This window comes from Actinospineispora spinosispora DSM 44797, assembly GCF_000429025.1.
GTDB classification, from domain to species: domain Bacteria; phylum Actinomycetota; class Actinomycetes; order Mycobacteriales; family Pseudonocardiaceae; genus Pseudonocardia; species Pseudonocardia spinosispora.
The window spans coordinates 137,439-158,604 of record NZ_AUBB01000017.1; the positions used below are offsets into that span (position 1 = coordinate 137,439).

At 70.1% G+C, this 21,166-nt stretch carries 21 protein-coding genes; 11 read left to right on the forward strand and 10 right to left on the reverse strand.

What is annotated here, in order from left to right; genetic code table 11:
• Positions 1–119: 119 nt before the first annotated feature.
• Both G406_RS53700 and G406_RS0106775 read left to right on the forward strand, forming a co-directional pair.
• Positions 120–848, forward strand: a complete 729-nt coding sequence (locus tag G406_RS53700) for an amidohydrolase family protein (protein ID WP_051341735.1) — start codon at positions 120–122, stop codon at positions 846–848.
• Positions 845–1,594 (forward strand): amidohydrolase family protein, encoded by a 750-nt coding sequence (locus G406_RS0106775; RefSeq protein WP_028933261.1) that lies wholly within the window; start codon positions 845–847, stop codon positions 1,592–1,594. Before G406_RS53700 ends, G406_RS0106775 begins: the two co-directional genes overlap by 4 nt.
• 73 nt (positions 1,595–1,667) lie before the next feature.
• Here the strand turns inward: G406_RS0106775 and G406_RS45025 are convergent, their stop codons facing one another.
• The 3 genes from G406_RS45025 to G406_RS0106790 all read right to left on the reverse strand — a co-directional run bounded on the left by G406_RS45025 (position 1,668) and on the right by G406_RS0106790 (position 5,178).
• Positions 1,668–2,675 carry a phosphotransferase family protein gene (locus G406_RS45025; protein WP_051341736.1) on the reverse strand — a complete coding sequence of 336 codons (1,008 nt, stop codon included), beginning with the start codon at positions 2,673–2,675 and terminating at the stop codon, positions 1,668–1,670.
• Positions 2,672–3,601: a DUF7064 domain-containing protein gene (locus G406_RS0106785; protein WP_028933262.1), complete on the reverse strand. Its 930-nt coding sequence runs from the start codon at positions 3,599–3,601 to the stop codon at positions 2,672–2,674. The genes G406_RS45025 and G406_RS0106785 overlap by 4 nt, the downstream gene beginning before the upstream one ends.
• 104 nt (positions 3,602–3,705) lie before the next feature.
• Entirely contained in the window at positions 3,706–5,178 is a 1,473-nt protein-coding gene (locus G406_RS0106790; RefSeq protein ID WP_028933263.1) for an ankyrin repeat domain-containing protein, read from the reverse strand.
• Between the two features lie 231 nt (positions 5,179–5,409).
• Between G406_RS0106790 and G406_RS0106795 the strand changes: the two genes are divergently transcribed.
• On the forward strand, positions 5,410–6,051 hold the full coding sequence (locus tag G406_RS0106795; protein WP_028933264.1) for a TenA family protein: 642 nt from the start codon (positions 5,410–5,412) through the stop codon (positions 6,049–6,051).
• A gap of 146 nt (positions 6,052–6,197) precedes the next feature.
• Positions 6,198–8,003, forward strand: coding sequence for a DUF3556 domain-containing protein (locus G406_RS45030; RefSeq protein WP_051341737.1), 1,806 nt, complete (start codon positions 6,198–6,200; stop codon positions 8,001–8,003).
• A gap of 1 nt (position 8,004) precedes the next feature.
• On the opposite strand, the gene G406_RS0106805 is transcribed toward G406_RS45030, so the two are convergent.
• Entirely contained in the window at positions 8,005–9,282 is a 1,278-nt protein-coding gene (locus G406_RS0106805; protein WP_028933265.1) for an MFS transporter, read from the reverse strand.
• A 91-nt stretch (positions 9,283–9,373) separates the two neighbouring features.
• Between G406_RS0106805 and G406_RS0106810 the strand changes: the two genes are divergently transcribed.
• Positions 9,374–9,838, forward strand: coding sequence for a tautomerase family protein (locus G406_RS0106810; RefSeq protein WP_028933266.1), 465 nt, complete (start codon positions 9,374–9,376; stop codon positions 9,836–9,838).
• Here G406_RS0106810 and G406_RS0106815 read toward each other — a convergent pair.
• From G406_RS0106815 to G406_RS53705, 3 genes are read right to left on the reverse strand one after another with little or no spacing between them, the layout of a single operon-like run.
• Positions 9,823–10,986 carry an acyltransferase gene (locus tag G406_RS0106815; protein ID WP_028933267.1) on the reverse strand — a complete coding sequence of 388 codons (1,164 nt, stop codon included), beginning with the start codon at positions 10,984–10,986 and terminating at the stop codon, positions 9,823–9,825. The two genes, G406_RS0106810 and G406_RS0106815, sit on opposite strands and share 16 nt — an antisense overlap.
• Positions 10,987–10,996: 10 nt before the next feature.
• Entirely contained in the window at positions 10,997–11,890 is an 894-nt protein-coding gene (locus G406_RS45035; RefSeq protein ID WP_051341738.1) for a hypothetical protein, read from the reverse strand.
• A complete protein-coding gene (locus G406_RS53705; RefSeq protein ID WP_156934707.1) occupies positions 11,887–12,441 on the reverse strand; it encodes a hypothetical protein in 555 nt (184 codons plus the stop codon). Before G406_RS53705 ends, G406_RS45035 begins: the two co-directional genes overlap by 4 nt.
• A 219-nt stretch (positions 12,442–12,660) precedes the next feature.
• Between G406_RS53705 and G406_RS0106830 the strand changes: the two genes are divergently transcribed.
• Positions 12,661–13,344, forward strand: a complete 684-nt coding sequence (locus G406_RS0106830; protein ID WP_028933268.1) for a response regulator transcription factor — start codon at positions 12,661–12,663, stop codon at positions 13,342–13,344.
• The gene (locus tag G406_RS0106835) at positions 13,344–14,744 is read left to right on the forward strand and encodes a sensor histidine kinase (RefSeq protein WP_245607033.1); all 1,401 of its coding nucleotides are present in this window, start codon (positions 13,344–13,346) and stop codon (positions 14,742–14,744) included. Before G406_RS0106830 ends, G406_RS0106835 begins: the two co-directional genes overlap by 1 nt.
• A 24-nt stretch (positions 14,745–14,768) precedes the next feature.
• On the opposite strand, the gene G406_RS0106840 is transcribed toward G406_RS0106835, so the two are convergent.
• Positions 14,769–15,473, reverse strand: coding sequence for a DUF6319 family protein (locus tag G406_RS0106840; protein WP_028933270.1), 705 nt, complete (start codon positions 15,471–15,473; stop codon positions 14,769–14,771).
• A 114-nt stretch (positions 15,474–15,587) separates the two neighbouring features.
• Between G406_RS0106840 and G406_RS0106845 the strand changes: the two genes are divergently transcribed.
• The gene (locus tag G406_RS0106845) at positions 15,588–16,172 is read left to right on the forward strand and encodes an O-methyltransferase (protein ID WP_028933271.1); all 585 of its coding nucleotides are present in this window, start codon (positions 15,588–15,590) and stop codon (positions 16,170–16,172) included.
• Positions 16,173–16,261: 89 nt separating this feature from the next.
• Here the strand turns inward: G406_RS0106845 and G406_RS0106850 are convergent, their stop codons facing one another.
• Both G406_RS0106850 and G406_RS45045 read right to left on the reverse strand, forming a co-directional pair.
• Positions 16,262–16,867: a hypothetical protein gene (locus G406_RS0106850; RefSeq protein ID WP_028933272.1), complete on the reverse strand. Its 606-nt coding sequence runs from the start codon at positions 16,865–16,867 to the stop codon at positions 16,262–16,264.
• A gap of 213 nt (positions 16,868–17,080) precedes the next feature.
• A complete protein-coding gene (locus G406_RS45045) occupies positions 17,081–18,193 on the reverse strand; it encodes an acyltransferase family protein (protein WP_051341740.1) in 1,113 nt (370 codons plus the stop codon).
• A 244-nt stretch (positions 18,194–18,437) separates the two neighbouring features.
• Here G406_RS45045 and G406_RS45050 point away from each other — a divergent pair, with 244 nt between their 5' ends.
• Genes G406_RS45050 through G406_RS0106870 form a run of 3 tightly spaced genes read left to right on the forward strand, consistent with a single transcriptional unit; the run spans position 18,438 to position 21,166 of the window.
• A complete protein-coding gene (locus G406_RS45050) occupies positions 18,438–19,817 on the forward strand; it encodes an SAM-dependent methyltransferase (RefSeq protein WP_084215827.1) in 1,380 nt (459 codons plus the stop codon).
• Positions 19,817–20,665 (forward strand): DUF1295 domain-containing protein, encoded by an 849-nt coding sequence (locus G406_RS0106865; RefSeq protein WP_028933273.1) that lies wholly within the window; start codon positions 19,817–19,819, stop codon positions 20,663–20,665. The genes G406_RS45050 and G406_RS0106865 overlap by 1 nt, the downstream gene beginning before the upstream one ends.
• Positions 20,666–20,701: 36 nt before the next feature.
• On the forward strand, positions 20,702–21,166 hold the full coding sequence (locus G406_RS0106870) for a peroxiredoxin (protein ID WP_028933274.1): 465 nt from the start codon (positions 20,702–20,704) through the stop codon (positions 21,164–21,166).

Below are 21,166 nucleotides of genomic sequence, written 5' to 3' on the forward strand. Positions count from 1 at the left end.
TAATCGTAGGCAAACACTCGTTGGCTGAATAGTCAGTGACGCTACTTGACCGACCGGATGGCCGGTCATCACGATGTGGCCGGAGATCCTCAGCCCCGGCCGGACGGAGCCCGTCGTTCATGATCGTGGACTTCCATACGCACGTCGACGACATTCCGGCGCTGGGCTGGCACCTGCCGGCCGACGCCGTCCTCGCCCAGCTCGACGAGGCGGGTATCGACCAGGCCGTCGTGATGACGATCGTCGACACTCCGGCGTTGCGCCGGGACGCGCTGGAGATCCTGGCCTCGACCTGCGCGTCCTCCGGTGGCCGGCTCCATCCGTTCGCACGGGTGCACCCGTGGTACGACGAGGCGCCCGGCATGCTGGAGCACGCACTGGACGACCTCGGTTTCCGAGGGGTCAAGCTGCACGGGGTCTCGACGCTCGCGCACCCGGGTGAGGAGCCGGTTCTGCGCCTGCTCCGGATCGCGGCGGACCGGGGAGTGCCGGTGATGTTCCACTCGGGGGACGACCCGTTCACCACTCCCCTGGAGCTCGCCGACGCCGCCAGGGCGGTACCCGACGTCGCGGTGGTGCTCGCCCACATCGGCGGCTTCGGCCACACCGAGGACGCGATCGCCGTGGCCGAGGCACTACCCAACGTCTATCTCGACACCTCGGCGATGCCCTACCCCGCCGCGATCGCCGACGCGGTCGACAGGGCCGGCCCGGACCGGGTTCTGTTCGGCTCCGACGCGCCCGGTTGCCCGGCCCCGCTCGAGCTGGCGAAGGTGCGCCTCGCCGGCCTGGCCGAGGACGACCTGGACAAGGTGCTCGGCGGCAACGCGCTGCGGCTGTTGCGATGAGCCGCATCGTCGACGCCTGCGTGTTCCTCGGCCGCTCGCGCTACGGGGGCGAGCTGTCGCCCGCCCACGCCCTCTCCGTCGCGGAGACCCTGGGGGTGGACACGGTCGTCGGAGTCACCGCGGTGCCACCCGACCGCGACCTGCGCTCGGCCACCCGAGGGCTGCTGCAGCTGGCCGCGGTGAACACCGGCCCGGTGCGCCTCGCGGTGCTCGCCCGGATCGATCCCTGGGAACCCGATGCGGTCGCGTCGGCGACCGAGGCTCTGGAGCAGGGTGCGGTGGGCCTGTTCCTGAACCCGTGGGAGGAGACCTTCCGCGTCAACGACCACCCGCTGCTGGACCCGCTCATGCGGCTGCTCGCGGCCCTCGGCAGGCCCGTCGTCGTCGAGGCCGGCCATCCCTGGGTCTCCGAACCGGCCCAGCTCGCCGACCTCGCGGTCCGCCATCCGGATGTGTCGGTCGTCGGGACCAGGGGCGGACATATGAACATGAGCGGTCTGTCCGGCCAGACCGCACTTCGCGCCCTGCGCGCAGCGCCGAACCTCCACGTCCTGACCTCGGGCGTGTACCGGCAGGACTGGCTGGCCGACGTCGTTGCCCAGCTGGGCCCCGACCGGCTCTGCTACGGATCACTCGCTCCGCTGCTGGAGCCCCGCCTGGAGATACTGCGCCCGAAGGCGCTGCCCGACGCCGAGGCGCGCGCCGCGGTCCTCGGCGGCACGGCGAGCAGACTCTTCGCCCTGTGACCGCGTGCCTTCGAAGATCACCACGGCCTCACGGCTGTGCCCCTGCCGAGAAACAGCCGTCAGGCGGTGGTGATCATGAAAATGTTGCCGTGCAGGCCGACAGCAGGCCCTCGACCAGGGCAGGGTCGGCGTAGTAGGGATCGCCGTCGCCCTTCTCGGTCTTGCGCCGGTTGTACTCGAACAGGATCGCCAGCTTCAACAGCTGGAAGGACTCGTGCCAGCGCAGGTGGGCCGGTTCGCGGCCGGTCGCCTCGGCGTAGCGGGCGGCGAGGTCGTCGCGCGTCGGGAAGCCGGCCGCGGCGGTGACCGAGGACATCGCGGTGAGCGCGTGCGGTTCCTCCCCCGCAACCGCGTAGGTCGCCAGCGTGTACCCGAGGTCGGCGAGCGGGTCGCCGATTCCGGCGAGCTCCCAGTCGAGCACCCCGACGACGCGCGCCGGGGTGGCCGTGCCCAGCATGACGTTCCCGATCCGGTAGTCGCCGTGCAGCAGAGTCGGCTCCCCCGACACCGGCATCGAGGCACGGAGCTTGTCGCGCAGCTCACCGAACGGCGCCGGGAGGACGCCGCGGCCGTCGGTGATCAGGCGGGGAAGCCGCTCCAGCTGTCGTTCGAGATACCCGTCGGGACGCCCCAGGTCGGCCAGGCCTCGGCCACGCCAGTCGACGGTGTGCAGCGCCGCGAGCACGTCGATGAAGGCGTCGGCGGCCTCGCGGCGCGCGCCGAGGGTGTCCAGCCCGGCGGGCATCGTCTCGGTGACGACGACACCGTCGAGGCGTTCCATGACGTAACACGGCACGTCCATCACCTCGCCCTGCTCCGCGACGGCGAGCACTCGGGGAACCGGCACCGGCGTGTCGGCGAGCGCACGCAGGATGCGCGCCTCCCTGAGCATGTCGTTCGCGCCCTTCGGGATGGGCGGCGGTGGTGGCCGGCGCAACACGACCGTCCGGTCGCCGTCGGCGACCGCGTAGGTCAGGTTCGAGTGGCCGTCGCCGATGCGGGTCAGCTCAGGCGACCCGGTGCACACACCCTCGGCCCGCAGCCACCGGCCTACCGCCTCGACGTCGAACGGGAACGTCACGTCCGCGCCTCAACGAGGTTCTGGACGTAGGACGCGGGCCACTGTGTCTCGAACTGGCCCCAGCTGGCCTCGCCATCGATGGCCGCCCGGCACGCGGCCTCGTTCAGGACGGTGTTCGCCCCGACGGGAAGCGCGACGCTACCGAAGCGGTCCAGCACCAGTTCCGTCTCACCGCCCTCCTCGTCGACCAGCGTCGCGTGCAGGCGCCGGCTGGTCATGTCGTCGTCGTAGACGGCACGGCAGCGAGCGTCGACCAGCCCGACGGGTTCGCCGTCGCGCAGCACGTAGCCGTTGGTTCCCAGCTCTCCCTTGACCACCCACTGGAAGAGGTTCAGTCCCTGACCCGACGGGGTCTGCGCCACGATCCACTTCCAGTGCTGGGGCATCCGCCAGTTGCGCCGGCCCCACGAGTGGTCCCGGTGCGCGGGTTGGTCGAACCGAATCGTCCGATCGCCCACCCGCACCTCGCCGCTGGCGCGCCCGGTCTGCTCGAACCGGTTGAGCGCCATCCACCGGGGGCAGCCGAGAGGGTTGCGGTCGAAGTCGAACGCCTCGTGCAAGCCCTGGAAGTCGTAGGTGAGCTCGATCGGGGTGCTGCTGAACGTCACCTGCGCGGTACTCAGGGGCTCCAGGTGGCGCATGCGCAGGCCTGCGACGTTCCAGTCGTCGAAGTCCGCCTCGCCCATGTCGATGCCGTGCTCGATCTCGAACGCGTACGGCTTCTCCTCAGGGCCCCACGCGGTCACCAAGCGTCCGGCGACGCCCCTGTGGTCCACCCAGGTGTAGACGAACACGCCGAGCTCGTGCTCGGGCAGCATCAGGTTGAAGTACAGGCTGTCACGGCCCTTGGTCCCGTCGGCGGGACGGTGTCGACGGTCGTCGCTCGGCGTGAGGTTCGACCGTGACCGTCCGGATCGCTCAGCCATCCACACCTTCCCCGGGTTCGCGCGCCCGGGGCGGAGTTCCGCCCCGGGCGGTGTCCGGAACGTATCACCGGTCCACGCGCGACACAGGCCTCGGCGGAGCGTGCTCAGCCGGGATCGGGCGCGGCCTTCGACAGCAGCTCGATGACCGCGTCCCGCTCGAAGTGCTCGGCCCACTCCAGCGGTGTGGCGTCGAACTCGCTGTCGGTCAGCGTCGGATCGGCGCCGCGCGCGAGCAGCAGCCGCACCAGGTCCAGGTCGCCGAGCCGGGCCGCCTCGTGCAGCGGGGTGGTGCGCTGGTAGGCGTTGACGTCGAAACCGAGTGACAGCAGCAGGACGACGGCGTCGCGGCGGCCCAGCTCAGCGGCACGCAGGATCGCGTACGGGTCGGCCGCCAGGGCTCGCGCCGGCAGCGAAGGATCTCGCCCGAGCAGGCCCTCCACCCGGGGAGGGTCCGCGACCATGCACGCCGCGACGAACTCCTGCACGTCGTCGAGCGCTGACGTGGCCCCCTTCGCCGCCAGTAGCTCGGCGATGTGCCGGTTCCCGGCGAGCGCGGCCACCTCGTACGCGGAGCTCGCGTCGTTCCAGAGTCCGGGCGCGTCGGGGTCCACCCCGTGCGCGAGCAGCAGCTCGACCCGGTTGCCGAAGTCGGTACGTGCGGCCCACAACAGCTGGTCCGCGAGCATCTGCGCGGGAGAGGGGTAGGCCGCTCCCAGCCGGGCGCGCCACGGGCCGCCCGCGCCCTGCCCGAGGCCGTGGCGGAACAACAGCTCGAGGTGGCTGTCGTCGGGGTTGAACTGCCGGTTGTAGAGGCCTTGGCTGTCGTTCGCCTCGGCGCCCGCGTCGAGCAGCAGCTCGGCGAGCGCGAGCCAGTCGGGGTGCGGCGGCTGGTCGCTCTCACCACCGCCGAGCACGCCGGTCAGCACGGTGAACGCCGAGGGCAGCCCGCGCCACAGGTAACCCTCGTTGGGGTCGGCACCGTGGTCGAGCAGAAGCCGTGCCATGTCGACCGAGGAGCATCCCGGCCGGTTGCTCTGTACGCGGGAATACGCGAGGTGGAACAGCGGCTTCCAGCCGTACGGGCCGCCCGGAGCACGCGCCAGGTCGGGGTTGCGGGCGAGCAGCTCACGCGCGGCGTCGACCTCACCGGTGGCTGCCATCGTGTGGATGTCCTCGGTCGCGATGGCCGGGGTGGCGCGCAGCAGGTCGCGGGCGGACTCGACGCGGGTGCGATCGTCGTCGTTCTCGTAGGTCAGGCACGCGAGGCGCAGGAAGTCCGCCGCACCCGGCCGAGAGGAGCCGGGGACGTCGGCGGCATTGGGCCAATGGCTGTGCCGGTGCACGACGTCGAGGTGCTCGCGCAGCTTCGACCAGCTGGCGAAGCGGTACTGGCGCGCGAGAACCAGCTGGGCGTCGCTGAGGGTGAAACTCGCCGCGACGGCGTTCGCACGCGGGTGGAACTCGTGGACGGCCGCAAGCTCGGCCGGTTGCGCCGCACGAACTGCCCGCTGCAGGTCTTTGGCCTGTTTCTTGAGCTGTTCGAGGCTGGGCGAATCCGGGAGGGGACGCGTAGACATGATCGACTCCAGTTCCTACAGCGCCTGGTGTCCGCATGATCAGGCCGGAACGGGAGGAATACGGGTGGTGCCTCCGACTCAGGTGGGCTCTGCCCTTCCCGCGGACCGGGTGCGCCCTGCGCGCACCCTCACCTTAGCAACCGGCCGCCCGCGTAGCCACGTCCGGCTCACCGCCGTCCCCGATGCCGTGGCTCTGCCCCGTCCGTGGAACCTCGGCTACTGTCGTTGATCATGTCTTTCAGTGCCGAACTCAGGGGTCGTACCGCTGGCGACTGGGATGCCGCCGTCACACACCGATTCGTCCAGCAGCTGTGGCACGGCACGGCCGAGCCCGCCGTGCTGCGGACCTACTTCGTGCAGGACAACCAGTTCCTCGACTCCTTCGTCGCCCTGCTCGGTGCGGCGGTCGCCTCGGCGGACCAGGCGGGGCCCCGGCTGGTCCTGGCCCGCCAGCTCGGTCTGATCGCCGGACCGGAGAACGACTTCTTCACCCGCGCACTGGATGCGCTCGGCGTGCCGGCAGCTGAGCGCGAGGCCCCGCCGCTCAGCGCGCCCACCGCCGGTTTCCTCGAGCTGATGGACCGGACGCGGCTCGGTGCCGACTACGGGACCTGCCTCGCGGTGCTGCTGGTGGCGGAGTGGCTCTACCTGGACTGGGCCGACCGGGACGGCGAACAGCCGCCGACCGACCCGATCAACCGGGAGTGGATCGAGCTGCATCGCGGACCAGCGTTCAGCGCGTGGGTGGACTTCCTCCGCGCGGAGTTCGACCGGATCGCGATCTTGGTCGGTGACGACGCCCGAGCTCGCCTGGCCTCGACCTTCACCCACGTGGTTGAGCTCGAACGACAGTTCTTCGACGCGGCGTACTGACCGGCGTGTCCCGGACCGGCAGCTGCTCACCACATCGGGGGTTCATACTGTCTACACAAGTAGTTCCTACGTAAACTACTTTTACCGAGTCAGAGCGTCCGGCGTACCGAATCATCCCGTTCGGCTGCCACACCGAGGGGAAGGTCATGGGGTTCCTGGCGCCGAAGCTTCCGCGCCGCTTCGACGTACTCATGTGGCATCTCGGGCCGCGCACCGAGCGCATCGCCCGGCTGATCAAGCAGTGGGCGGAGTACGGCTCCGGCATCCCGTCGAGCATGTATCTGTTCTACCTGGCGAAACTGGCCGGCTACGTCTTCGGCGGTCTCTACTTCGTGCAGCGCACGCCGGGGATCGGTGCCCTGTCCGAGTTCGCGGACTGGTGGCACGAGCCGGTCGTGTTCCAGAAGATGGTCGTCTGGACGCTGCTGTTCGAGGTTCTCGGTCTCGGCTGCGGCGCCGGCCCGCTCACCGGGCGCTTCCTGCCGCCCTTCGGCGGGTTCCTGTACTGGTTGCGTCCCGGCACCATCCGCCAGCCGCCGTGGAACGGCCGGGTGCCGTTGACCCGGGGCGACCGGCGCGGGGTCGTCGACGTACTGGTGTACGCGGGGTTGGTCGCGGCGGCGGTGTGGCCGCTGCTGTCGCCCGCGACGCACGTCGATACCGGTTCCTTCGGCGCCGCATCCAGGCTGGAGCCGGTCGTACTGATCCCGCTGGCCGTGCTCGTACCGCTCGTCGGCCTGCGGGACAAGACGATCTTCCTGGCGGCACGCGCCGAGCACCTGTGGGTCGCGCTGCTGATCCTCTTCCTGCCGTTCGTCGACATGATCGTCCTGCTCAAGGTGCTCACCGTGCTGGTGTGGATGGGTGCGGCGGCATCCAAGCTCACCAGCATGTACCCGTTCAGCATCTCGGTGCTGATCAGCAACAGCCCGATGGTCCCCTCGGCGCTGAAGCGTCGCCTGTACCGCCGCTTCCCGTCGGACATCCGGCCCTCCGGGCTCACCAAGGGCATCTCCTACGGCGGCGTGCTCGTCGAGCTCGTTCCCCCCGCGGTGCTCCTGGCCTCGACCAACCAGTCGGTCACCGTGATCGCGGCACTCGTCATGCTCGTGTTCCACCTGTCGGTCATGTTGTCGCTCCCGGTCGCGGTGGCACTCGAGTGGAACGCCTTCCAGATGTTGTCCGTCGCGTTCCTGTTCTGGGCACACGTCGATCTGGACGTGCCGTCCATCGAGCATATCTGGCTGCTCCCGGCGTTCCTGCTCCCGGCACTCACCATGATCTGCTGGGGACACCGACGGCCCGACCAGGTCTCGTTCCTGCTGTCCATGCGGTACTACTCGGGCAACTGGGCCTCATCGATCTGGGCGATGACACCGTCGGCGCTCCAGAAGATCGACGCACACGTCGTCAAGTACGGCGGCTTCGCCAAGAGCCAGCTGCGGACGATCTACGGTGAGCACGTCGCGGAGGTGCTCAACCACCAGATCTTCGTGTTCCGCGCGATGCAGCTGCACGGCAGAGGACTGTTCGCGTTGCTGCCGCACGCCGCGGGCGAGGAGCACGAGGAGCGGTTCGTGCTGGAGGGCGAGCTGGTCGCGGCGTCCCTGGTCGGCTGGAACTTCGGCGACGGGCACCTGGCCGGGGAACAGCTGATCGCCGCCTTGCGCGAGCGCTGCCGGTTCGAGCCCGGCGAGCTCAGGGTCGCCATTCTCGAAGCGCGCCCGATCCATTCCGACGAGCAACGCTACGTGATGGTCGACGGCGCCACCGGCGAGTTCGACCGCGGGTACGTCCTGGTGTCGGACATGCTGCGCTGCCAACCGTGGGAGGTGGACCGGTTGCCGATCCACTCCGACGGCCCGTCGCGCCACGGCCGCCGCAGCGCTTCGGAACCCGACACCGCTCCCCTGCACCCGGCCGGGGACTTCGCGTTGCGCGCCGAGGACTGAGTCAACCGCGCAACGAGGCGGTCGTGGTCTCCGGAAGCGCGAGCACGCACGCCACGCTGAGCACTCCCAGTGCCGCCATCAGCGCTCCGATGGCGCCGCTTCCGTAGCTCGCCTCCAGCGCGGCGGCCAGTACCGGCGGGATCGCGCCGCCCAGGATCGTGGCGAGGTTGTAGCTGAGGCTCGCGGCCGTGTAGCGATGACCGGTCGGGAACAGCTCGGCCACGTACGCGGCCGCCGGTCCAAGGCTGATTCCGCCGATGCCGAGCAGGAGACACAGCGCCAGTCCGACGAGCGCCACCTCACCGGTGTCGATCAGTGGGAATGCGACGAGCGCGCAGATGATCCCGAGCAGGTTGCCCGCGAGCACCGTGCGCCGTCGGCCGATCCGGTCCGAACACCACGCGGCAGCACCGGTCACGACGGCGAGCACGACTCCGCCGATCACCCCGAGCATCAGCATGGTCGGAGGCGGTAGGTGCAGAACCCGGGTACCGTAGCCGGTCAGGTACACCGTGCCCAGGTAGTTCAGCCCGAACGCCACGCTCAGCGCTCCACCCGCGAGCAGCATCCTCGGGGTGTGGGTCCGCACCGCCTCGCGCAGCGGGAGCTGCCGACGGTCCCGGTTCTCCAGCGCTTCCCGGAACACCGGCGTCTCCTGGATCCGGAGCCGGATGTAAACGCCGACTCCGACGAGCACGACGCTGAGCAGGAACGGCAGCCGCCATCCCCAGCTCAGGAACGCCGCCTGGCTCATGGTCAGGCCGCTGACCAGAAACGTCGTGCTGACCAGAGCGAATGCCACACCGGGTCCGAGCTGCGGATACATGCCGAACCGCCCTCGCCGTGAGTCCGGGGCGTGTTCGACCGCGAGCAGCACCGCGCCACCCCACTCGCCGCCGACGGCCAGGCCCTGCAGGAACCGCAACGCCACCAGCGTGATCGGCGCGGCGACCCCCAGGACACTCGCGCCGGGGAGCAGGCCGACCGCCGCCGTGGACAGCCCCATCAGCGACAGCGTGTAGATCAGGGTTCGCCGGCGCCCCAGACGGTCTCCCAGGTGACCGAACAGCGCGGAGCCCAACGGCCGGGCCAGGAAGGCCACCGCGAACGTACCCAGCGCCGCGACCGTTCCCGCTGCCTCGCCGAGGGCGGGGAAGAACACCGACGGGAACACCAGAGCCGCCGCCGTGCCGTAGATGAAGAAGTCGTAGAACTCGATCATCGTGCCGATGAACGAGGCGGATGCGATCCGCCCGGTCGAGGATTCCCGCGCACTCACCCCCGGATCATCGCGCACTCGATCGCTCGACCCCACGGACCGTGCCGTGCGGCGCGGTGGTGATCTCGCGCCGCGCGGGGCACGATCAGGAATGCCCACCTACGTGTGTCACAGCGATGCCTCGTTGCTCACCGGCCCTCGGCGGGCCGACCTCGCCCGCCGCATCACGTCCGTGCACAGCGTGCACACCGGTGCACCGTCGTCGTTCGCCCAGGTGGCGTTCCGTGAATGGCTGCCCGACGGGCACTACATCGGCGGGCGCGCCGCCGATCCTCGCTCGGTCTGGGTCATCGGGCACATCCGCGCCGGGCGGGATGCCTCGGTCAGGAACCGGCTGGCGCTCGGTGTGCGCGACGCGGTCGTCGAGGTGGCTGGCGTCGCGGCGGAGTTCGTCTGGGTGTACCTCACCGAACTGCCGCCGGGAGACATGATCGAGTTCGGTCACCCGCTGCCGGAACCGGGCGCCGAGCAGGCCTGGGTGGACGCGCTACCGCCGCCGCTGCGCGATCGCCTGCGCGAGCTCGACCGGGGTGCGGGACCTCAGACGGGAACCTGAGCGGCTGATCTCCGGATCCTCGGCCTGCCGATCAGTGCCGGACTGAACCGGGAGTACTGCAGCAAGGCGCAGCCGGCGGTCGTCACACCGACCGTCAGCAGCAGTACGACGAACGCCACCCACGCGCTCGGCGCGACCAGGTCGAGTCTGCGTAGCACCGCGAGAACCACGTCCAGGACCAGCGGGTGGGCGAGGTAGACCCCGAACGACAGGCGTGCCCCGTGCCCGACGAGCGTGCGCGTCGGCGACGATGCCCGGCGGACGAGCCGGACCGATGCGAGGTACAGCACGCCGAGGACCGACACCGCCCACATGATCATGATCGGCTGGAGCGGGCTGCTCGCCCCGACCGCACCCCTACTCTCGACCTGCACGAAATAGGTCCAGGTCAGCACCGCGGCGCAGATCGGGAATGCGCCGAGCAGCCAGAACCGATGACGCATCGCGCACTCGTGCCAGCGATGGACGTGCACCCCGGCCACAGCGCCCGCGATCAGCCAGAACTGGTAGGCGGGCAGGCTCGCGTCACCGAGCAGGGCGCGCCATCCGTTCTCCGGCAGATGACCCCAGTGGTAGACCGCCAATGTCGCCACCTGCAGTGCCAGCGAGGCGATCAACAGCTGTCCGTGCCGGCCCTCCGTGCGCCGCAGCAACCTCAGCACCAGCGGGAAAGCCAGCCCGTACTGGATGCTGACCAGCAGGAAGTACATGTGGTAGTTGCCGCTGCCGGTCACCACGAGGAACAGCCAGCGCAACGGAAGGTCGTTGACGAGCGAACCGAACGCCTGTTCGCCGCCGAGGTCCCGGTACAGCCAGACCGCACCGTAGAGGGTCGTCCACCACAGGTACGGAACGCCGATCAGCCGGAGTCGCCTGCGGCGGAACTCGTCCTCGTCGGGCAACCTGCCATCCGGCCCGACCTTCGGATGGCTGGAGCGCACCAGCACGAGCGCGGAGACGAAGAAGAAGATCTCCCGGCTGTAGTGCAACAGGAAGCTCGCCTCGCCGAGCCCGACGCTGTCCGCCGGGAACGGCGCGCCGATCGCGTGCACGGTGACCACCGACAGGCAGCCGAGGACGCGTAGCGCGTCGAGCTGGCCCAGCCGTTCCACCGTGCCCGGCCGCGCCGGTGCTGGTGCGTCGGTCACGTCGCCCGGTTCACCGGACCCCCCGCAGCAGTGTCAGCAGCCGGTCGAGTGAGAACCAGGAGGCGAACGACGCCCCGCACAGCTGGTAGCGGAACCGGATACCCATGATGACCCGGATGCCCCAGTGCATCCCGAACGTCGCGAGCGCCCACAACCTCCCGGCCTTCGGGTGGAGCAGGCTCAGCGGCGCACCCAGCTCGAGTGCGAGGGAGGCGACCGCGAACCCGGTGAACAGGCTGCGGTGCGGATACAGGGCGTGGGCCGCCGTGGCACCCCGGTCCGAGCCGAACACGTCCTTGCGGACCCGGTCGATGGCCACCTGGCGGCGCATCGCGCCACCGCTGGTCCAGGACAGTCCGCTCGTGCCGCCGAGCTTCGCCACCCCGGACAGCAGGTAGGTCGCGGCGGACGCGGCCTGCATCGCCTGCAGCGGCCACCCGTACCGAGGGTGCGGCCCGCCCGGTGCGCGTCGCGACACGAGCGCGTCCAGCGAAGCGGCATCCGTGGCCCGGCAGGCGCCGAGCACCAGCGTGTGCCACACGAGGGTGTTCTCGCTGTGGAAGACCATCGACCAGGAGTTGCGGTAGGACAGCGTCCAGGTCAGCAGCGCCGAGTGAACCGGGCCGACGACCCGGTGCCCGGCCCCGAGCGCGAACAGGGCGGTGCTCGCCAAGGTCGCGTCGATGAGCGCGTCCGCGACCGGGACCGGCAACGGCTTCTCGAGGACCCGGACCGGTCCTACCGGCTCGAACTGGGAGGCGTCGGTGCGAGCGAGCTTGCGGAACTTCCCGCGCTGACGGCTCAGGTACCAGAGGGTGTAGCCACCGACGACGAGCCGGACCATTCCCAGCCGGCTCGCGGGTGCCGAGGTGACGCCGGGCAGGAGCCTGCGTATCGACCTCACGCTGTGCCGGCCGTTTCCGCCAGTGGAGCCACCGTCGTGGGGACGACCGTGAGGGGAACCGACCCCGGACGCTCGATGTCCGCCCCGGCGAGAACCGTCTCCTCCCCTTCGACGCGCCGCTGCATCAGGCACGCGTCGAGGTCGAAGTCACCCCGCACGATCTCCACCCGTACCACATCGGTCGCGGCCGGGCTCGCGGCGATCCGCGTCGCCAGTGCGGTCGCGTGCTCGTCGACCCGCCCGCGTCGAACCGCGCGCGACATCTGCTTGCGCACCTGGTTGACCCCGCCCGGGCCGATCAGGTGGTAGGGCAGGCGGGCGCGCGAGCCGTCGGCGTGTACACCGACCGCGTAGGCGACGTGCCCGTGTGTGCCACGTCGTGCGCTGAACATCGGGTAGTAGGACAGCGGGAAGCCGTCGACCCGGTCGTCCACCGGGCGTCGGTACTGGCTGAAGGGCCACAGGGCCGCGCCGACCACTCCCACCGTCACCAGCGTGGCCCAACCGCGTTCACCCGCGGACCATCCGGTCGGATGCGAAGACCTCGTCATGTCACTCCTTCCCCACCGGTCGGCGTCCGGGCACGAACCCGGAAGCTGATCAACATCTGTTTCGCCGAACGCTAGGCGACGGAGGAATGGCGAAAGCCCGACTTTCCTGACGATCTCCTGACGAAACCTGTCGCTCGGGGTGCGCTCACGGTCGTTCCGGTGCCGCTGTTCAATGTGACGAGAGGTGCAGGTGCGCTCGACATCGAGGGGAGCACGAGGATGGGCAACAGTGCCCTTCTGGTGGAGGACGACGTCAGGATTCGGGAGGCGCTCACCCTCGGGCTCATCGACGAGGACATCCGTGTCGTGCCCGCCGTGTCCGGCGAGGAGGCGCTCGCGCTGGTCGAGAAGTCCGATGTGCAGGTCGTGCTGCTGGACCTCATGCTCCCCGGGATCGACGGACTCGCCGTGTGCGAACAGCTGCGCGCCAAGGGCGACCTACCGATCATCATCATCACCGCGCGCTCCGGCACCGCCGATGTGATCAAGGGGCTGGAGGCAGGCGCCGACGACTACGTGACGAAACCACTGGTGGCGAGCGAGCTAGCCGCACGGATCCGGGCACTGCTGCGCCGCAGCGCACCGCGCGGCCCCAGCACCGAGACCGAGCTGGTCTCCGGAGACGTCGAGATGCTGCCCGAGCGTGGTGTCGTGCGCAAGGACGGCACGGAAGTGCATCTGACCAGGACCGAGTTCCGGCTGCTCCACGAGATTCTGGGCGCGAACGGCCGGGTCGTCACGCGTGAGGAGCTGCTGCAACGGGTGTGGGGCTACGACTACTTCGGTGACACCCGGTTGCTCGACGTCCACATCCGGCGGTTGCGACGGAAGGTGGAGAGCCACCCGGACGCCCCGAGCGTCGTCCTGACCGTCCGGGGTGTCGGCTACAAGGCGAGCCCGTAGTGACCGCGCATGCGCCGGCCAGGCGGGTGCCGAGGCGCCGGACGTTGCCGCTGCGCTGGCGGGTGGCGGTGGCGTTCGCGTTCGCCTCGTTGCTGGTGACCGGTGTGCTCGCGCTCGTCACCTGGAACCTCGCGTCGAACTACATGTTCGACCAGCGTCAGCAGAGCGCGCTCGGCGAGTTCTCCGCGAACGCCAGGCTGATCACCGCGTACCTGCAGCGGCATCCGACACTCGACCCGAACGCGGCGCTGCTCGAGCTCGAGTACGACCAGGAGGACTCGGTCGCGCTGCGGGCCGACGGCCGCTGGATCGCCGACGGGCCGATGACCGATCCGGCCACCCTGGAGGCGCTGGCCGAGCGTCTGCTGAAGTCGGCGCAGACCCCGACGACGCCCACCCAGCACATCATCGACACCCGGCCGGTGCTGGCGACCGTGGCCGCGTTGCCGCAGCGCGACGGTCTGTACATCGAGCTGTCCACGCTCAGTGACCTCGAACAGACGCTGCGGTTCGTCCGGACCGTGTTGCTCGCCGGCGTGGGAGCCAGCTTCGTACTCGGCCTGCTGCTGGGCCGCTGGGCCGGACACCAGGCGCTGCGCCCGCTGACCGAGCTGACCAGCACAGCGGAACGGGTGGCGGGTGGCGACCTGCGGGCCCGGTTGCCCGAGCAGGCCGATGCCGACCTCGCACCGCTGGCCAGGACGTTCAACCGCACGGCGACCGCGCTCGAACAGCGGGTGGCCCGCGACGCCCGGTTCGCCGGCGACGTCAGCCACGAACTGCGATCGCCGCTCACGACGATGGTCAACGCCACCGCGGTGCTCAACAAACGCGAGCACGAGTTGTCCTCCACGTCGCGGCGCGCGTTGCGGTTGCTGACCGCGGACCTCGCACGTTTTCACCAGATGGTCATCGATCTACTCGAGATCTCGCACGACCACTCGAACCAGGAGCACGAGCTGGAGCCGTGCGACCTCGCGGAGCTGGTGTCCCACACCGTCGCCGCCAGGAACGAGTACGTCCCACTCCACGTCGACGAACCGCACCCCTTGGTGCTCGCGGACCGGCGACGGCTGGATCGGGTCATCACCAACCTGCTCGACAACGCGGACCGTCACGCCGGCGGCGCCGTCCGGGTGGCCGTACTGCGCCGCGAGCGCCATGCACGGCTGGAGATCGACGACACCGGCCCTGGAGTTCCGCCCGAGCTGCGACAACAGGTCTTCGAGCGGTTCACCCGGGGCAACCGGCACGGCGACCGGGGGCCGGCCACCGGCAGCGGACTCGGACTCGCCCTGGTCGCGCAGCACGTCCGGCGCCATTCGGGCGCCGTGTGGATCGAGGACCGTCCCGGCGGCGGTGCCCGGTTCGTCGTCGAGCTGCCGCTCAGCGCGGACTGAGCGGCCGGGGAACCGCCGCACCGATCAGCCGGTGAGCTCCTCCAGCGCGCGCTGAGCCGCGTCGAGCTCCGCGCGTAGCGCCTCGACCCGGTCCAGCTGGCGCTGGCGGGCGGCTTCCAGCGTCGACTCGATGGCCTCGGCGACCTCGGGCGGTAGCGAGCGCGCCGCCTTCGCCACGTCGGCCGGGCTCACCGCGGTCGGCCGCACGGTGCGCTTCTTACCGATCATGACCTCCACCGTCCACTCCCCCTCCGTCGTGGCGATCATCGTGACCGTCACGTCGGGCGGGCGCTTCACCGACCGGCCGGACGCGGGCCGCGGCCGGTCATCGGAAACCTTGGCCGGCTCGGCGTGGACCACCTGGCTTCGCTCGGGCGGCGAGGGCGGCACCGGCGTGCGTACCTGTGGGGCGGGCTCCGGAGCGGGAGCGCGCACGGCGGGAGCGGTCTGCTCCGGTGCGAGCTCGGGCGGCTTCGCCGGACGCTTGCGGGGTGGGCGCGCGGTGGTCAGCTCACTCGGCGAGCAGAACATCGTGTCGCGCGAGCCCGCGGGCTTGACCTGGATGAACTCGCCTTCGGGCACATCGCCGAGTGAGATCACCTTCGCCGAGCCGCCCACCGGGACTCCCACGGCCGCCGAGGTGAACCACACCGTGACCGCCTTGCCGGTGGACAACTCCTCCCGCACCGTCGTCAGCTCTTGCTCCGACAGGGATTTCGGTCCGGCCATCGTTCGTAACGCTCCTCACCTCAGGTACGCCGCATTGTGCCCTGTCACCCCGACAGTTCGGCTCGGGCCGCGCGCGTCCCCGCTCGCGACGGATGTCCGTGGGAGGATCATGACATGGACGCACGGGTGCAGGATGTCATCGATGCGGTCACCGCCGAGGGCGAGCGTCACGACGCGGACGAACCCGACCGCCTGAAGCGGTGGCGCGTGCTCGAGCCGGAGGCCGGAAGGCTCGTCTGGTTCCTCGTGCACCTGGTCAAGGCCCGCGACATCGTGGAGATCGGGACAGCGCACGGTGTGTCCACCCTGTGGCTCGCCGAGGCGGCACGGACCACGGGCGGGCAGGTGCGCAGCGTCGATCTCGACCTGGACGCGCAGGCCGTCGCGCTACGGCACCTGACCACGGCAGGCCTGGCCGACCAGGTGCGATTCGTCGTCGGCGACGGTGGCGCACTGCTCGCCGGCGTGCCCGACGACTCCGTCGACCTGCTCTTCCTCGACGCCGAACGCACCGAGTACCCCGGGTGGTGGCCGCACCCGGTGCGGGTGTTGCGCCCCGGTGGCGTCCTGATCGCGGACAATGCGCGATCCCACCCCAGCGAGATCGCCCCGCTACGTCGCCTGATCGAGCAGGACTCCAGGCTGGTCACCACGACCCTGGACACCGGCAAGGGCGCCCTCGTCGCCACCCGCATCTAGCGTCCCGACCGAGATCATCACCGCCTGAGGGCTGATCGTCGCCGGAGAATCAACCCTCAGGCGGTGATGATCATGCAGTGTCTCGCCGGTCAGAGCGCGGGGACGAGCGCCTTCACCGCGCCGCCCAGCCCGCCACCGGTGTCCGCGTCCCTCGTCTGGGCCGGAATCCGCTTCGGAGTGGGCTTGTGGGCGGGGCTCGATGTCTTCGCCGACGTCGTGCGCGAGGTGGTGCGGTCGCTCGACGACGAGGCCCGATGCTCCGCGGTCTCCTCGACCTCCGTCGCCTTGGCGCGGGTCGACGGCGAGCTCGCGGCTCTGGTCCGGCTCGCGGACGCACTCCGTGACGCGGCCGAACCGGCACGCGTCCCCGAGTTCGAGTCCGTGAAGCTGAGCGGGTCCTTGCGAGCACCGTCCCGGGTCGGGACGGCGGCCGAGGTCGTCGGTGCGAACGACATCATCGGTCCGCTGTTGGTCTGCCATGCGGCGTCGCCGGAACCGGTGAGGTCGCTCTCCGTCGAGGCGGTCCCAGCCGAGCGGTGGAATCCGAAGACCACCAGCAGGAACACACCCAGCAGCACGACAATGCCGGCGATGGCGGCGAAGCCGGAGGGCAGCCGCCGTCCGGGGTTGGTGATCAGTGCATGGCCCGGTCGGCGCATCTTCGCCGAACCGCCTCGTGCCGAGATGCTCACCATGCGGCGACACCCCGCAGCTGCCGTCCGATGCACTCGGTCACGCGGGAGGCCGGCCCGCCCTGTGAAAGTTGTAACCAGTGAGACATATGGGGCTCAACTGATCACTTCCGCTCTGGTTACGACTCAGCGTGACGAAACTTCGCGAAAACGATGGATGGTCACCACGAACAGGTAAACGGTCGCCAGGCTGACTCACAGTAAGTAATCAACTACTCACGGCGCTACTTGACTGCGCGGAGCGACACGGCGCAGCAGGCGCTCGGCGGGGCGCTCCACCCCGTAGTGCAGGACCGCCGCCAGGCCGGTGGCACACAACAGGAAGATCGTCAGGTCGGTCACCGCGCCGTTGCCCCACCATCCCCACCGCTGAGTGACCTGGAACAGCGGTTCGTGCACCAGGTAGAGCGCGAACGACCACTCGCCGAGCCGAACCAGCGGTGTCCTGGCGAGCCATCGCCTGCCGGTCCCCATGTCGGCCGTGACCGAGCTGGCCAGCAACAGGATCAGGAACGGGATCGCCAGCAGGGCCACCAGCGGGCGGGACACCGTGTCCCCGGTGGCGACCGTCGACCAGGTGACGAGCGCGGTGAGCAGCGCGAGCCCGAAACCCGCACCGACGCCACCCCACCGCGCCCACGGGACGCGCAACCCGAGCAGGACCGCTCTGGCCACGATCATGCCGAGCAGGAACTCGCCGAACCGGTACGGCGGGAAGATGTAGAACAGCCACCGGAACCGCTCGGCCGTGACCACACCGCTGAGGCTCCACGGCGCGAGCACCATCACCGAGGTCGTGCTCAGCGCCGCGACCAGCAGGCCGCGCCGGTCCAGCCGTCTGATCAGCATGATGGCGAACGGGAACATCAGGTAGAAGAACATCTCGCAGGACAGCGACCAGCTGACGAAGTTCCCCACGAAGTACACCGACCTGCGCGGGTCCCATGCCTGGATCATCAGGACCGCCGCGGCCTGGTGGACCGGGCCCGGAAGGTGCGCACGCTCCACGACGACGGTGAACCACACCGCCATGAGAGTCATGTTGAGCGGCCAGGTCCGGCTGAACCGCAGCCACCAGAAGCGAGCCACCGGTTGTGCCGAGTACGACCAGGTCAGGACGAAGCCGGACAGGAGGAAGAAGAAGGTGACTCCGACGTATCCGTACCCGGTGGCCACGGCGATCGTGTCGGAGCCGGCGAACTCCGAGCCCACGTGCACCCCGACCACCGCCAGAGCGGCGAAGTAACGCAGGCCGGTCAGGCTGTGCAGTCTGGGCCGAGCGGACCGGGTCGAGGCCGGTGCGGGTTCGACGCACTGCTGGGAGCTCACGCGGACAGGCGCACTCTTGGCCGATGCCGTCGGGTGCCGCTGCCCCTGCACATGAGTTCTCCTCCACGGGTGTGTGCGGCCGCGCATGTCGGCCGTCTCCGAACGGCCACCGATCTTGCCTCCCGGGAGTGACACCGCGTCACACCGCGGTGCTCGGAAGCGCAGTGACCAGCCAGGACGGACCGCCAATCCGGCGGGCCGCCGGCTCCGAAGCACCGAAGAGCATCTATCGAGAGGTCCGCACATGAAGGAAGCTGTCGCCTCCCGCCTGGTCGATCTGGTCGAGCGGTTGATCGGCGCCCCGATGCCGGTCCGGCTCCGGGCGTGGGACGCGAGTGAAGCGGGCCCGGCCGGTGGGCCCGTGGTCGTCGTCCGGCATCGCCGGGCCCTGCGGCGTCTGCTGTGGAACCCCGGTGAGCTCGGGCTCGCCCGCGCGTTCGTCACCGGTGAGCTCGACGTCGAGGGTGACCTGGCCGAAGGCCTTCACCGATTCTGGTCGATCGCCAGGGAGCAGCGCACCGACGGCGGTAGCCTGAGCTTGTCTGAGCGGCTCGACGCGGTACGTCTCGCGGTGAGCCTGGGTGCGGTCGGCCCCCGGCCACCGGCGCCGGTGTCCGAGGCGCGGCTGTCCGGCCGGCTGCACAGCCGGGTACGCGACCGTGCCGCCATCGCGCACCACTACGACCTGTCCAACGACTTCTACCAGCTGCTCCTCGACCCGCGACTGGCCTATTCCTGCGCCTACTGGACCCAGGACCCCGCCGACTACCCGGAGTACGGGCTGGCCGACGCACAGCGCGACAAGCTCGACCTGATCTGCCGCAAGCTGAACCTGCGCCCCGGCATGCGCCTGCTCGACGTCGGCTGCGGATGGGCGGCGTTGCTGATCCACGCGGCCACGCACTACGGGGTCACCGCGACCGGCGTGACGTTGTCGGCACGGCAGCGGGACTTCGGGGTCGCGCGGGTGGCGGAGCTGGGACTGAGCGGCCAGGTCGAGATCCGGGTCCAGGACTACCGGGAGATCACCGACCCGCCGTATGACGCCGTGGCCAGCATCGAGATGGGCGAGCACGTCGGAGAGGACAACTATCCGACGTACGCGGGGGTGTTGTACCGGTTGCTGCGTCCGAACGGCCGGCTGTTGCTGCAGCAGATGAGCCGGGGTGCCGCCGGCTCGGACTCCGCGCCGGGCGGTGGCGCGTTCATCGAACGGTACGTCGCGCCGGACATGTTCATGCGTCCCCTCGGCGCGACACTGGCCATGCTCGAACAGGCCGGCCACGAGGTCGTCGACGTTCACACACTGCGGGAGCACTACGTGTGGACGGTGCTGCCGTGGCTGGAGACCCTGCGTGAACGGCGGGAGGAAGCGGTCGCCCTGGTCGGCGAGGAGCAGTACCGCGTGTGGCTGCTCTACCTCGCGGGGGCGGCGCTGGCGTTCGACGAGAACCGGATGAGCGTGCACCAGATGCTGGCGGTCCGGCCGGACGACCACGGCCGCAACGGGTTGCCCCGCGCTCGCCCGCACCTTCTCGGTGGCGACCCCGGAGAGGAGCCCGCGGTGCCCCTGCCGCACGGCATCGGTCCCTCGGCTCGGCGTGGTGCGCCGGACGGGGTCTGATGACCTCGCCTCCGACGCTCACGGCGGTCCTCACCAACCTCGGTGCGACCGCGGTCGCCACGCTCGTGCTCATGCTGGCCGCGGCCGCGGTCGCGGTGTGGGTACGTGGTGGCCGGCACGACGGTGTGGACGTCGTCTGGGGCCTCGGGTTCGCGGTCGTCGCCGTCACGACGTTCGTGCTCTCGGCCGGTGAGGGCGACTCGTGGCGACGGGTCCTGGTCACGGGTCTGACCTGCGTCTGGGGTGTGCGGCTCGCCTGGCACATCGCCGTCCGCAACCGAGGTCGCGACGAGGACCCCCGGTACCGGGAGCTGCTGGCGAAAGCGCCAGGGAACCGGGACCTGTATGCGCTGCGCACGGTCTATCTGGTCCAGGGCGCGCTGGTGTGGTTGGTGTCGCTTCCCGTGCAGCTCGCGCAGTACGGAACGGGCGACACGCTCGTCGGCGGCGATCCGCTGATGTGGCTGGGCATCGCGCTGTGGATCGTCGGGTTCGTGTTCGAGACCGTCGGCGATGCTCAGCTGTCCCGGTTCCGTGCCGACCCGGACAACCGCGGCGGGGTCATGGACACCGGGCTCTGGCGCTACACCCGCCACCCCAACTACTTCGGTGACGCCTGCGTCTGGTGGGGCCTGACGCTGCTGGCGCTGCACCACCGGCTCGGTCTGGTGTCACTCGTGTCGGCGGCGGTCATGACCTTCCTGCTCACCAGGGGAAGCGGCGCCCGGCTCCTCGAGTCGACGATCGGCCGGCGGCGGCCGGAGTACGCCGACTACATCCGCCGGACCAGCGGCTTCCTCCCGATGCCACCTCGCCGACGCGGAGCGGGACAGCCCGGCGAACAATGATCGACCAACGAGCCACATCCCCAGGAGAGGACCCTCATGAAACCCGGTGACCAGGTACAGGATTTCGAGCTCGCGGACGAGACCGGCGAGCGGCGCACGCTCAGCGCATTGCTGGCCGACGGCCCGGTCGTCCTGTTCTTCTACCCGCTCGCCTCGAGCGGCGGCTGCACCAGGGAGGCCTGTCACTTCCGTGATCTGGCGGCCGAGTTCGCCGCGCTCGGGGCGCGCCCGGTCGGCGTCAGCCCTGACTCGGTCGACAAGCAGCAGAGCTTCGCGGGCGCGCATTCGCTGGGTTACCCGTTGCTGTCCGACGAGGGCGGCGTCGTCGCCAAACGGTTCGGCGCGTGGCGGCGGTTGATCCCGCTGCACACCAAACGGCTCACCTTCGTCATCGGCCAGGACCAGCGGGTCGTCGAGGTCATCACCGGCGAGATGAAGTTCGACCGGCACGCCGACGAGGCACTGCGCATCCTGAGAGAGGTCGCCGGCTCACGCGGCTGA

Excerpts from the sequence above, each read along its gene's own strand:
- G406_RS53700 (WP_051341735.1), top strand. The coding sequence starts at position 120 with ATGATCGTGGACTTCCATACGCACGTCGACGACATTCCGGCGCTGGGC.
- G406_RS0106775 (WP_028933261.1), top strand. The coding sequence starts at position 845 with ATGAGCCGCATCGTCGACGCCTGCGTGTTCCTCGGCCGCTCGCGCTAC.
- G406_RS0106785 (WP_028933262.1), bottom strand. The coding sequence starts at position 3,601 with ATGGCTGAGCGATCCGGACGGTCACGGTCGAACCTCACGCCGAGCGAC.
- G406_RS0106790 (WP_028933263.1), bottom strand. The coding sequence starts at position 5,178 with ATGTCTACGCGTCCCCTCCCGGATTCGCCCAGCCTCGAACAGCTCAAG.
- G406_RS0106795 (WP_028933264.1), top strand. The coding sequence starts at position 5,410 with ATGTCTTTCAGTGCCGAACTCAGGGGTCGTACCGCTGGCGACTGGGAT.
- G406_RS45030 (WP_051341737.1), top strand. The coding sequence starts at position 6,198 with ATGGGGTTCCTGGCGCCGAAGCTTCCGCGCCGCTTCGACGTACTCATG.
- G406_RS0106810 (WP_028933266.1), top strand. The coding sequence starts at position 9,374 with ATGCCCACCTACGTGTGTCACAGCGATGCCTCGTTGCTCACCGGCCCT.
- G406_RS53705 (WP_156934707.1), bottom strand. The coding sequence starts at position 12,441 with ATGACGAGGTCTTCGCATCCGACCGGATGGTCCGCGGGTGAACGCGGT.
- G406_RS0106830 (WP_028933268.1), top strand. The coding sequence starts at position 12,661 with ATGGGCAACAGTGCCCTTCTGGTGGAGGACGACGTCAGGATTCGGGAG.
- G406_RS0106840 (WP_028933270.1), bottom strand. The coding sequence starts at position 15,473 with ATGGCCGGACCGAAATCCCTGTCGGAGCAAGAGCTGACGACGGTGCGG.
- G406_RS0106845 (WP_028933271.1), top strand. The coding sequence starts at position 15,588 with ATGGACGCACGGGTGCAGGATGTCATCGATGCGGTCACCGCCGAGGGC.
- G406_RS0106850 (WP_028933272.1), bottom strand. The coding sequence starts at position 16,867 with ATGGTGAGCATCTCGGCACGAGGCGGTTCGGCGAAGATGCGCCGACCG.
- G406_RS45050 (WP_084215827.1), top strand. The coding sequence starts at position 18,438 with ATGAAGGAAGCTGTCGCCTCCCGCCTGGTCGATCTGGTCGAGCGGTTG.
- G406_RS0106865 (WP_028933273.1), top strand. The coding sequence starts at position 19,817 with ATGACCTCGCCTCCGACGCTCACGGCGGTCCTCACCAACCTCGGTGCG.
- G406_RS0106870 (WP_028933274.1), top strand. The coding sequence starts at position 20,702 with ATGAAACCCGGTGACCAGGTACAGGATTTCGAGCTCGCGGACGAGACC.